This window comes from Acinetobacter johnsonii CIP 64.6 (assembly GCF_000368045.1).
Classification (GTDB): Bacteria; Pseudomonadota; Gammaproteobacteria; order Pseudomonadales; family Moraxellaceae; genus Acinetobacter; species Acinetobacter johnsonii.
On sequence record NZ_KB849236.1, the window covers coordinates 1,045,601 to 1,057,757 of the forward strand.

Annotated in this window: 11 protein-coding genes and 1 pseudogene; 7 read left to right on the forward strand and 5 right to left on the reverse strand. The window is 40.2% G+C overall.

The window, feature by feature from the left end:
- Positions 1-10 precede the first annotated feature (10 nt).
- Genes F986_RS16160 through F986_RS16175 form a run of 4 tightly spaced genes read left to right on the forward strand, consistent with a single transcriptional unit; the run spans position 11 to position 3,719 of the window.
- Complete coding sequence (locus F986_RS16160) at positions 11-520, forward strand: low molecular weight protein-tyrosine-phosphatase (protein WP_004696937.1); 510 nt, start codon at positions 11-13, stop codon at positions 518-520.
- A gap of 13 nt (positions 521-533) precedes the next feature.
- Positions 534-1,571 carry a UDP-N-acetylmuramate dehydrogenase gene (gene murB / locus F986_RS16165; RefSeq protein WP_004696938.1) on the forward strand — a complete coding sequence of 346 codons (1,038 nt, stop codon included), beginning with the start codon at positions 534-536 and terminating at the stop codon, positions 1,569-1,571.
- Positions 1,572-1,575: 4 nt separating this feature from the next.
- On the forward strand, positions 1,576-2,688 hold the full coding sequence (locus tag F986_RS16170) for a YdcF family protein (RefSeq protein ID WP_004696939.1): 1,113 nt from the start codon (positions 1,576-1,578) through the stop codon (positions 2,686-2,688).
- A complete protein-coding gene (locus tag F986_RS16175; protein WP_004696940.1) occupies positions 2,688-3,719 on the forward strand; it encodes an alpha/beta hydrolase in 1,032 nt (343 codons plus the stop codon). Before F986_RS16170 ends, F986_RS16175 begins: the two co-directional genes overlap by 1 nt.
- A gap of 59 nt (positions 3,720-3,778) precedes the next feature.
- Here the strand turns inward: F986_RS16175 and F986_RS16180 are convergent, their stop codons facing one another.
- On the reverse strand, positions 3,779-5,449 hold the full coding sequence (locus F986_RS16180; protein WP_004696941.1) for an FMN-binding glutamate synthase family protein: 1,671 nt from the start codon (positions 5,447-5,449) through the stop codon (positions 3,779-3,781).
- Between the two features lie 298 nt (positions 5,450-5,747).
- Here F986_RS16180 and F986_RS16185 point away from each other — a divergent pair, with 298 nt between their 5' ends.
- Together F986_RS16185 and F986_RS16190 are read left to right on the forward strand one after the other, a co-directional pair.
- Entirely contained in the window at positions 5,748-6,434 is a 687-nt protein-coding gene (locus F986_RS16185; RefSeq protein WP_004696942.1) for a LuxR C-terminal-related transcriptional regulator, read from the forward strand.
- On the forward strand, positions 6,431-8,329 hold the full coding sequence (locus tag F986_RS16190) for a sensor histidine kinase (RefSeq protein WP_004696943.1): 1,899 nt from the start codon (positions 6,431-6,433) through the stop codon (positions 8,327-8,329). The genes F986_RS16185 and F986_RS16190 overlap by 4 nt, the downstream gene beginning before the upstream one ends.
- Before the next feature lie 26 nt (positions 8,330-8,355).
- Here the strand turns inward: F986_RS16190 and F986_RS16195 are convergent, their stop codons facing one another.
- On the reverse strand, positions 8,356-9,522 hold the full coding sequence (locus tag F986_RS16195; protein ID WP_004696944.1) for a ribosomal protein uL16 3-hydroxylase: 1,167 nt from the start codon (positions 9,520-9,522) through the stop codon (positions 8,356-8,358).
- A gap of 207 nt (positions 9,523-9,729) precedes the next feature.
- A pseudogene (locus tag F986_RS16200) lies at positions 9,730-10,495 on the reverse strand (IS5-like element ISAba31 family transposase).
- 80 nt (positions 10,496-10,575) lie between these two features.
- Between F986_RS16200 and F986_RS16205 the strand changes: the two are divergent.
- Positions 10,576-10,998 carry a hypothetical protein gene (locus tag F986_RS16205; protein WP_004696946.1) on the forward strand — a complete coding sequence of 141 codons (423 nt, stop codon included), beginning with the start codon at positions 10,576-10,578 and terminating at the stop codon, positions 10,996-10,998.
- Positions 10,999-11,110: 112 nt separating this feature from the next.
- Here the strand turns inward: F986_RS16205 and F986_RS16210 are convergent, their stop codons facing one another.
- Together F986_RS16210 and F986_RS16215 are read right to left on the reverse strand one after the other, a co-directional pair.
- The gene (locus tag F986_RS16210) at positions 11,111-11,704 is read right to left on the reverse strand and encodes a Maf family protein (RefSeq protein ID WP_004696948.1); all 594 of its coding nucleotides are present in this window, start codon (positions 11,702-11,704) and stop codon (positions 11,111-11,113) included.
- A complete protein-coding gene (locus F986_RS16215) occupies positions 11,701-12,087 on the reverse strand; it encodes a DUF2237 family protein (RefSeq protein WP_004696950.1) in 387 nt (128 codons plus the stop codon). The genes F986_RS16210 and F986_RS16215 overlap by 4 nt, the downstream gene beginning before the upstream one ends.
- Between the last annotated feature and the right edge of the window lie 70 nt (positions 12,088-12,157).

Here is a 12,157-nt window from a genome sequence, read left to right on the forward strand (position 1 = left end):
CGAGGTGGTTATGTCATTCACAGCGCCCTATAAGGTGTTATGTGTCTGTTTAGGAAATATTTGTCGTTCTCCCACGGCAGAAGTGGTTCTCAGACATTTTTGTGATGCACATCAGCTCAATATCGAAATCGATTCGGCGGGAACCAGTAACTACCATCCCAACAAAGCACCTGACTTACGTAGTCAAGAACATGCTTTAAAACGGGGCTATGATTTATCCAGCTTACGCGCACGACAGTTACAGACCCATGATTTTGTTCATTTCGATTTAATTTTGGCGATGGATCATCTTAATTTTGATGATATTCAAGCGTTGTATCAAACAGCGCAAACTGAATTTGGTGCTCAACCTCTCCGCGCTAAAGTTGCACTCATGTCTGAGCATGACGCACAGTATCCGCAGCAAGCATTACCTGATCCTTACTATGGTGGCTTTGATGGTTTTGAACGTGTTCTTGATCAATGTGAGTCGAGCAGCCAAGCGTGGGTCAGTATTTTTAAACAACAATTTGAACAGTAATTAAGGTTCGTGCATGCAAATTGAAACACAAAAACAGCTTAAACCTTTTAATACGTTAAGCTTAAATGCGATAGCCTCTCATTATGTTCAAATTCACAATCCAGATGAGCTTGTAGACGCATTGGATTATGCACAGCAACACGCTTTGAATGTCATGATTTTATCTGGTGGAAGTAATATGCTGCTTCCTGCACAAATTGATGCTCTAGTTGTGCATATGAACATTCTAGGCGTAGAAAACCTGTCTGAAGATGCAACTACCAAAACTATACGGGTCGGTGCGGGTCAAGTTTGGCATGACTTTGTGCTTTGGACGACAGAACACCATTTATTTGGCTTACAGAATTTGGCATTGATTCCGGGCCTCGTGGGCGCATCTCCTGTACAAAATATTGGGGCTTATGGTGTAGAGGCCGGTGAGTTCATCGAAAGCGTGCAAGTCTATGACCGACAGTTGAAAACATTTAGCGATATTCAAGCTAAAGACTGTGCATTTAGTTATCGTCATAGTATTTTTAAAGATGATCCAAATCGCTATGTGATTACGCATGTGACCTTCAAGTTGTTGAAAAAAGAAGATTTGAAAATTAGCTATGGTGACTTAAAACAAGCCGTGGGTGATGAGCTCACTGCTTTTAATTTACAACAACAAGTGATTCAGATTCGTCAAAGTAAATTGCCTGATCCGAAAGAATTTCCTAACGTAGGCAGTTTTTTTAAGAACCCAATTATTAGTCAGCAAGCTTATGACCTTTTAGCCCAACAATTTGAAAAACTGCCACATTATCCGCAGGCGAATGGTGATGTTAAAATTGCAGCAGGTTGGTTGATTGATCAATCGGGCTGGAAAGGTAAGCAGCTTGGTGTGGTCGGGATGTTTGCCAAACAAGCCTTGGTTTTAGTGAATTATGCCAATGCAGATTTGAACGATGTACAGAGCACATACCGTGCAGTACAGCAGGATGTGTATAATAAATTTAAAGTTTTGTTGGAACCTGAGCCTGTGCTATTTAATTCGGCGGGTCTCATCCAATCTCATCAGGATCGTTAAAAGTATGAGTAAAACCCATAAAATGGTACGTTTAATGCAAATCACTTCGGTGCTGTTTGCATTTTTCGGCTGTTTAATGATTTTTATTTATACGCCTTTTTACTCTAAGCTGATTGTGGCGACATTAAATGCCTTTGTCCCTGTAGACGTCAATGAAGTTGCAGCACAAAGTCAAAAAATGGCGGCACTCAGTGAGCAAGAGAGCTTAGAACCGGGTTCTGATTTGTGGATTGCCCGTCAAGCGTATTTACAGTTGATGGAAGAGCAAATTAAAGAACATAATTCGCAAAACCTAACCACGATTCAGGCACGTTATAAAGCACTGCAAGAGTTAATTATTTCTGAACAGCGTGAAGAGCAAGAAAAAGAGCAAAAGCCTCAAATTCCTTTGGTGGTTGAGACGGCAAGTTCTGAGGTTGACCCGACTGAAAATGTCAAAGAACTGCTAGAGCTGAATAGCAAAGAAAATAAAGCCTTGATGGAACATTATCTCGACTTTTTAAAAACACATAAAGTTGAGACTGTAGAGGAAGAGCCGATAGATGAACAAATCTATCAGGACATCGCACAAATACATGCACAAAATGAAGAGAGAAAAGCGGCATTAAACATGCCGAATGCCATAGTTGTTTTGGGTGGCGGATTAACTTTAGACAAAAACCGTAAAGATATTGTGGTGAATGAATATACGCGACTACGTCTTGAAACCACTTTACAAGTAGAACAACAGTTCAAGCTCCCCATTGTGCTTAGCGGTGTCGAAGCCCCGTATATGCAAAAATGGTTAAAGGCACGTGGCGTCGATGCGAAACTATTGGAAGATCGTAGTATGAACACCTGCGAAAACTCGCGCTTTAGCTCTTTGCTGTTGCAGAAAAAAGGTGGTGCGCCTAGAGTGATTTTAATTACAGATCAATATCATATGCCACGTACACGCCGTTTATTTGCTTTAAATGGTATCGAAACACAGCCGATAGAGGCGCCTATGCCGACCCAATTAACCCAATGGCGTCCAAGTGAACAAAATTATGATCATAGTCGCCGTGCCAATTATGAAATGCTCGCAACGATACGCGATGTACTGTTGGGTTCGAGTGACTGTCGGGAGATTCCATAATGCCTGAACTTCCTTTTTTAAATCCTTCGGTACTCAAACAGCTTGAACTTCCTGTGCCGAGTCGTGAGACAACACCACAGCTTTTAATGCCTTTGAATCTAAACCAGCCGTATGAGGCATCGGTGGAGATGGTATCTTATCGTCGTTTATACGGTTTAGATGCGTTGGACTGTGATCACTGGCAAGGTTATGTTCAAATGCCCTTATTTAAGTTGCATGTCCAAGTTTTTGCACCAAAAATTGAAAAAATCAAAGGTTCAGTCTGTCTGTTGCATGGTTATTTAGAGCATAGCGGAATTTATCAACCCATTATTAAAGAGTTGCTTGAACAAGGCTTTAGTGTACTGACCTATGATCTTCCGGGGCATGGACTCAGTGATGGATCACCTGCGAATATCCAAAATTTTGATCATTATCAAGATGTGTTACATGCTGTGGTACGTTATGTCAAACATGCAGAACAGCTACCGCAACCGTGGCTAGGCATAGGGCAGAGCACGGGTGGTGCAATTTTGATGCATCATTTGCTTGAGTTTGCCGAACGCCGTGAAAATCCTTATGTACAACGTGTCTTGTTGTTGTCGCCACTCATTCGACCTGCAAAATCCGCTTGGTGGCATAATTCAGTTGGATTAGGCATCATTCGTCGGATTAAACGTCAAGTGCCGCGTCATTTTAGGCGGAATAATCACAACCCAGAGTTCTTACGCTTTGTTCGTTTAAAAGATCCGCTACAACCTCGCATGATGGGTATGGATTGGATTTTGGCTATGTCCAAATGGATGTTGGAAATGGAGCAGCGCCCAGCCTGCCGCATTCCTGTCTGGTTAGCCCAAGGTGCGCTGGATCAGACGGTAGACTGGCGTTATAACATTGAGTTTATTCGTGAAAAGTTCCGCTTACAAACTTTATTGATGTTGGAGGAAGGTTCACATCAATTGATCAATGAACGTTCAGATATTCGTGCGGCATTAACAGGTCTAATTCCAGCCTTTTTACATGCGCAGGGTTCATCGAGTGGTTATTACTAACATTCTGTGATTTCTGTTATCGAAAATAAAAAAAGAGGCTGATAGAGCCTCCTTTTTATTTAGAAATGTTCTAATTTGGACATATTCCACATACGGAAATAGAAGTTCTCTTCATCTTTATTTTCACAAGACAGCAGTTCACCATCTTTTAACCAAAAATGTAGCTGCGCATAGTTTCGAATTTCTCGGTCATTAATACGCTGCGCTAAATGGCGTGCTTTAATTTCTGCTGGATGTTTTAAGCCCGCTGAAGCAATCATTTCTGAAAGTGCCTTTAATGTGTTGTCATGAAAATGCAAAACGCGTTCGGCTTTTGTGGGCACATGTATTGCTTTTTGACGCTCTTTGTCTTGCGTTGCGACACCAACAGGGCATTGGTTGGTATGACAACTTTGTGCTTGAATGCAACCCACCGCAAACATAAACCCTCGTGCAGAGTTCACCCAATCTGCACCAATTGCCATGGTACTGGCAATATCAAAGGCACTCACCAATTTGCCGCTGGCACCAATTTTGATCTGATCACGTAAACCGGCACCGACCAGTGTATTGTGTACAAAAAGTAAGCCTTCACGTAGTGGTACGCCCATATTATCTATCAGCTCGATAGGCGCTGCACCAGTCCCGCCTTCTGAACCATCTACGACAATAAAATCAGGAATAATCTGAGTATGTAGCATGGCTTTGACAATACTCATAAACTGCCAAGGCTGGCCAATACAAAGCTTGAAGCCGACAGGTTTGCCTTCAGATAACTCACGCAGTTTTTGAATAAAATGCATCATCTGAATTGGAGTTTTAAAAGCAGAGTGACTTGAGGGAGAAACACAGTCATGATCGCGACTGACTCCACGTATTTCAGCAATCTCTTCAGAAATTTTATCTTTCGGTAGAATCCCGCCATGACCGGGTTTTGCTCCCTGAGAGAGCTTGATTTCGATCATTTTGACTTGAGGTCGTTTGGCTTGAACGGCAAATTTTTCAGGGTCAAATTGACCATCTAGGGTACGGCAGCCAAAATAACCACTGCCTAACTCCCAAACAATATCGCCTCCATACTCAAGATGGTACGGACTTAAACTGCCTTCGCCAGTATCATGGTAAAAACCACCCATTTGCGCTCCTTTATTTAAAGCGCGAATGGCATTGGCACTCAGGCTGCCAAAGCTCATGGCTGAAATATTGAAAATAGAAGCATTATAAGGTTGTGAACATTGCGAATTGCCCACCAGAATACGGAAGGTTTTAGGGTCAGCAGGTGTGCATGGGCTCAGTGAATGAGTCATGAAACGGTAATTATCTGCATAGACATCGATAATGGAGCCGAATGGTTTATCTGCATTTTGGTTTTTTGCACGTTGATAGACCAGACTGCGTTGCATACGTGAAAAAGGCAGTGCGTCTTGATCGGCCTCAATAAAATACTGGCGAATTTCGGGGCGGAAATCTTCAAAAATAAAACGAAAATGCCCTATGATCGGGTAGTTCTTTAAGATCGAATGTTTATTTTGTAAAACATCATGCAAGCCAACAAGACTCAGTAAACCTGTAATCAGCCAAATACTGTTCAGTAAAGTGTCTGAAATAAAATAATTAATATAGATAGGGGTGCGGCTATAATGAAAAAAAGAAATGCTCAAAAAAATAAAAATACACAGTAGCCAAATGGAGTGCCGTGAAAAAAATGTATTCAGCAATTTATGACGTATGGATTGAGCAGGGCTAGACATATGGCTGGGCATCCTTCCTGGTTGTTTAAACCTAATGTGCCAAGTCTCTGTTTCATCTACAAGTAATAAATTGTTGTTACGCCCCTTATTATTTGCAGGAGGAATCCAATATTAAAATTATGGATAAATTTTGTGCAGATTGATATCTTTCAGAATCTAAAGTATATAAAATGAAAATAAATAAGGGCTTATAGTTCGAAAGAAAAAATTATAAATTACTTACTTCTAGGGATAGGTTAGGCCAAGTTTGCATCGGTATAGTGTGGTTGAAGAATGATAAGAAAAAGGGGAAGCTTCAGTGAAAAATAAGGAAACTGTTTTGCCTGCACCTGTTTTAATCGTGGAAGATGAAGCCATGATTCGCTCGCGCCTAGATCTGATCCTGTCGGAGCTAGGCTATAGTCAAGATATGCTGATTTTTGCTAAAAATTTAGCTGAAGCCATGCAAATTATTGCATCACAACCGATTTCTTTAGCTTTAGTTGATTTAGGTTTGCCCGATGGAAATGGTATTACCTTAATTGAAAAACTTAGAGAAATAGACGAAAGCGCCTTAATTTTGGTGATTTCGGCATGGAGTACACAGCAAAGTTTATTTGCCTCGATTAAGGCAGGAGCGAATGGCTATGTACTGAAAGAACGTGATGATGCTGAAGTATTGATGTCGATACGGAGTATTTTGCGCGGCGGAGCGCCGATTGATCCCTTTATTGCTCGCGAAATTTTAAATCAAATCTCAACCTCAAATACCCCCCAAACTGAGCGTGTAGAGCAGTTGGATGGTCAGGACTATGATCAACTGACCAATCGAGAAACTGAAATTCTAAACTTGGTGGCACAAGGCCTGAGTAACCGCGAAATTGCTGAGCAATTATTTGTTTCGCGCTATACCGTTGAAAGCCATATTAAGCATATTTACCGCAAGCTTTCTGTTTCAAAAAGAACCAAAGCAGTCAGTACTGCGCGTTCTTTAGGTATTTTATGAGAAATGGCTGGCTGAGCATTTTTGTCACACTGTGTTTGTGTGTGCTTAGTTTTGCCAGTTCCGCACAAACGAACTTTGCTGTTAGTCCAACCTGTAAAGTGAATGTCGATAAAATTTCTGCGGTGAAAACAAGTTCTATCGATGTTGTTCCGAAGACGGGATGGGTAGAGGTTAAAAACCCTGACGTGTGGACAGAACGCTGGCCACATTACGATGGCGGCGTTTGGTACCATTTTAATTGGCATTGGAGTTGTAACGACAGTAATGAACTGAAGCAGCCTTTAGCATTTTCTGTGGAAGGCATGAGTAGCGCAGGCGCTGTTTTTTTTAATCGAAACCTGCTTTGGAAAGATAAGCATTTAGTTGAACCCCTATCAAAAAGTTGGAATACTCCGCGTTTTTGGATCCTTCCTGTCGAAAGCTTAAAACAAAAAAACAATGACATTTGGGTCTATGTGGTTGGTAATAGTTATGAAAGTCCGGGTTTAGGTAATTTAGAATTTTCTGATATCACAACAGCATATGATAAGCAGCAAAAACGACTTTGGAATAAAAGGGCGCTGTTTCAAGTCAACTTAGTTATTTCCACCACCTTAGGTTTGGTGTGTTTTGTCATTTGGTTTTTTAGACGCAATGAAACGACATTTCTGTGGTTTTCTGTTAGCTGTTTGTTTTGGGTGTTGTTTATTTGGAATGTCATCAATCGAGAAGTGTTTCCATATCCAAACTCTTTATGGGTCATGAAAACCACCCTGACTTATTTTGTTTTATACAATGTTTGCTTTTCCATTTACTTGCTGCGTTTTGTGAAAACAAAGTTTGCAGAGTTAGAGAAAACCTTATTTTTAGTTGCTGCGGTGTGTATTGTCACCATCTTGTTTATCCCGAGCTTGATGGTCAATATCGTATTTGCTGTGATTTTCCTGTTGTGTATAGCACTATTTATCGCATCGTTTTGCTTCGTGATTTATCGTGCCTATAAGACCAAGCGCCGTGATTTTATTTTGTTGGCCGTTTGTTTAAGTGTGATTCTTATCGTTATGCTTTACGATATTTCATTACTTCTTGATGGACATATTAATGACCATCAGCCTTTATCGCCGTATACCTCACCGGTGATCACTTTTTTTATTGTGATTATTCTCGCAACGCGCTTAGATAAAAATATAAAGAAAATACAAAGATTTAATAGTGAGCTTGAGCAGCGTGTAAGCTTTGTGACCAGTAATCTGTCCTCTAGTTTATATGCTCGACATCAATTAGAGCTTGAAAATGTCCGTCTACAAGAGCGTATTCATTTAGCGCATGATTTGCACGATGGTTTGGGTGCATCCTTGGTTCGTTCCATGATTTTGGTGGATCAGAGCTCCAGCACCATGTCGAATCAACAATTTTTATCCATCCTTAAATTGCTCCGAGATGACTTAAGACAAATTATTGACAGTGGTTCCTTAACCAATAACAAAACGCCAGATAATCCAGTGTTATGGATTGCACCTGTTCGGCATCGGTTTAGTCAGATCATGGATGAGTTGGATATTGAAGCGACTTGGAGCATTCCTGAGGCATGGGAAATACAACCGACAGCTCTACAATGTTTGACTTTAATTCGTGTGCTTGAAGAAAGTTTGACCAATATTATGAAGCACAGTCAAGCACGGCATATTGATGTAAAAATGTATTATCCAAGTACAACTCACTTGGTCATGATTATTCAGGATGATGGTGTAGGTTTTAATGTGGAGTGTGTGCTTAACCACGGGATGGGCATTGGTATGCGCAGTATGAAAATGCGTTTAGAAAAAATTGGTGCTGAGCTCAATATCGAGTCTGAAAAAGGTTGTACCAAAATTATTGCCAGTTTAAGGTTTGGTGAAGGAGAAAGTGCTGAGTAGATTAGACTACCCAGCACTTGGTCTGCTTAAGCTTCGTCGGGTGGGAGTAGCATTAAGACAGATTCGTTCATCAGCATCGCAATGTCTTCTAGAATATCGGCATCATATAAGCTTTCATCAAGTAAGAGTGCTTCACCATCTGCTAAATTCTTGAGTAATGGTGCAAATTGCTCCGAAATGCATAGCCCTTCACCGTTGGCCCAAAATAAGAATTCAACTTCATCGTGAGTATAAAGTAGGCGAGAAGCGGGTTCTAAGATCAGCTGATAGCCTTGGTCTAAAATACCTTCTAAATCTCCTGTGCCAATTTCTTCAGCTTCAGGAATATTTTCAGGGTATTTCGGCTCTGACATCAAGGTCATAATAGCATCTTCAAGCAAAGTTGAATTTTGTAGCTGCGCCAAAATTTCTGCTTTTAAATAATCCAATTCGTTTTGTGTTAATTGGCCGATCGGGCTTTGTTGGTCACGAACAATATCGAGCAAAGGATTACGCAATAGCGCGTTATCAGACAGTTTATCGCCTACACGGTCTACCATGTCGGTGACGTTTGGCATACGGAAGCCAAAAGAGAAAGTCAGGCAGTCATCTTCGGCTACACCAAAATGTGATAAACCTGGTGGTACATAAAGTAGATCACCTGGCGCTAATACTTCGTCAAAATGTACGTCAATTTCAGGCAGTAATTTTAAAGGTTGGCCTGCAACAATCTCAGATTCAGCATCGCACATTTGACCCAACTGCCAACGACGATGACCATAACCTTGAACTAAAAAGACATCGTAAAAGTCAAAATGCTTTCCGACAGAGCCACCCTTAGGTGCATAAGACACCATGATGTCATCACGGCGCCACTGCGGAATAAAAGGAAATTTTTTCCACAGTGCTGCTAAGTCAAAAGAGTAGTGGTCTACGGCTTGAACCAATAAAGTCCAGAGTTTTGGCATCTTTTGGAAATCAGCTTTTAACAGCGGTGAAGACTTGACCGACCACTGATTTGGGTCACGGTCTTTTTGTTTGATGAGACGAGCTGTGACATTTTCATCTAAAGCCAGTTCCATGATATCGCTAGGTTCTAAAATATTGATAATTTCAGGCAGCGCGTTGCGGACCAATAATGGCTTTTTTTGCCAATATTCGGCAAGGAACTGTTCAGCTGTAATACCGCCAAGAACATCAAGAGATTGGGACATGGAAATAGCCTAAGCAAATTTAAAACAATATTGTGACTATTGTCTTATGATCGAAGGCCTATGTGCAAGTATCGTTAGATTTATTTAAATGCGCTTGGTTGATTTAAATAAATTAAGTTTGTCTGAGTCGTTATGATTGCAGGCATCAAAATTTTTACAGCATAATAGGTCTAAAATATAGTGAAGAAAAATAGGGTCTGTTGACATTTACTGTTCATAATTAACCCTATAAAGGTAGCCATAAAAATATACAGGCTAAAGCAACAGAACTTTGATAATTTCTTTTGAGCTTGTCATATCGAGTAGCTATTCCTCTAAATTGCTTTAATCTACAAAACATATTTTCAACTAAATGCCTGATTTTATATAAATACCAGTCCATATGGTCATTGTTCGATTGGCTATTTGTTTTCTTTGGTATATTCGCTTTAGTCCCTGTTTTCCTGATCTGTTCACGCAGTGGTTCTGAATCATAGCCTTTATCTGCACATACCACTTTTGTCTCTTTTAAATCTAATGTTGATATTAAATCAGGTGCAACTTTAACATCATGTGTGGTTCCATCGGTAATCATGAAATCAATAGGATTGCCATGTGCATCAACAATCAAATGTATTTTTGAGGAGTTTCCTCCTACACTTTTAGAAATAGATTGATTCGCTATGCCGGCAGAATGTTGATGAGCACGTACATGAGAGCCATCAATAAAAATCCACTCCATATCGGGGCATGAGGCTAATAATTTGAATAATCTAAGTAACTAACCGCTGCTTGACCAACGATTAAAACGTTTGAAAATAGAGTTTGAATGACCAAAACAACAAGGAATATCTCGCCACGGACAGCCTGTTCTAATTCTATAGAGAATAGCTTCAATAAAATTGCGTAAATTTGAGTTGTGGTGAATGGATAAATTACGCAGAATAACTTTCAACTTTTGCCAGTGTTGATCTGTCAGCATGGTAAGAGGCATAGCGAATAGTAAAATTGGGTTTGGCGATTTGATTTTACTACTTCGCTATTTTTTTAAGCTAAAAGTGTCAACACACCCTAATGTTAAGTAAAGAAGATGCCGAGAAAATGGCGAATGAGATATTGCAAAAAGAAAGAGGGAAAAGTCAGTCCAAATTAGCGAAAAAATCATCCTCAATCGATAGGATATACAAAACAAAAAATTTGGCTAAGGTGCCGCAATATCAGCATATTTTACTTTTTAGACAAGCCAAAAGTCTTGCTGAAGATCATCCGCTATATAATAAAATGTGGTATGGCTATTTGGTATTGGCATTGTTATTTGTCAAATATCTCTTTAGACAGAGGGAAAATGTGAGTAGCTTTGACCCTAATAATATTGGTCTATTTTCATTTCTTATTCTTTTTATGCTGATTACGCTGTACCGTAGTCTATTCATTCGAATGTACTTTAAACGACTCATTCAAGCTTATCTCTCAGCAAATTCGTCTAAAAAGCTTTGAGCGATTGGCCATAATTATATTCATGATCTTGTTAAATTTAATATTCAGAATTGAACGGCAACATCTGCTGCCGTTCAATTTATTGGGAATCAACTAAAAACACTTCTAATAATTATGGCACAAGTACTTTTAATTCACGCAGAATATTGCATAACTGAATCATAGGCATACCCATCAACGTGGTTTGATCTTGTCCTATCATTTGTTCAAATAAGCTGATACCAAGGCTTTCACACTTGAAGCTTCCTGCACACATCAGTGGCTGTTCAATTTCAACATAACGCTGAATTTCAGGCAGTCCCAGTTTACGGAACTTAACTTTATAGTGCTCAACTAGACTACGTTCAAAACCTGTTGAGTGTTGCTGCACGCTGAGTGCGGTACTGAAGTAGACAATTTTGTCCGAATTGGCCTGTAGCTGTTTAATGGCTTTTTCAGTACTCAATGGCTTACCAATAAAAATATCGGGTGCACCTTCACGCCATGCCACTTGATCTGAACCAATCACGATTGCTTCAGGGTTTTGTGACGCAATGACATGCGCTTTTTCAAAAGCCAGTCGCTTGGCTAAATCATCGGCATGGCTTTCACCACGAGGCGATTCGTCTATATCAGGGACAACGCAGCGGTAGTCTAGGCGTAAACGGTTCATGAGGTCTTTACGAGTTTGACTGCTTGATGCCAAGATGATTTCTGAAGTATTCATTCGACTGCATATTCCATAAGCACATTCAGTGGTACATAGGACAGTACAGCTTGATGGCAAGCTTGAACTTTAACAGGAGGCGCAAAACCGGCCTGATAAGCTTCTACCCAACGGGTCACACAGATACACCAAAAGTCACCAGGTTGTAGACCTGGAAAGTCAACTTCAGGCACAGGGGTAATGAGATCATTACCTACACGCTGAGAAAAATTTAAAAACTCAGAGGTCATTTCAACACAGATCGTGTGTTGTCCCAAATCGGAAGGTGCTGTATGACAAAAACCATTACGGAAATATCCCGTAATCGGGGAATAACAACAGCTGGATAAAGGTTCACCCAAAACGTTTAAACGGTTTAGATTTGGATCAGGATGAATAGACATAAATGCTAAATCTAGTGAGACTTTTCACTATGATAGCAAAACTTTGCCTTTCGTTTGCTTTTCTGCAAAA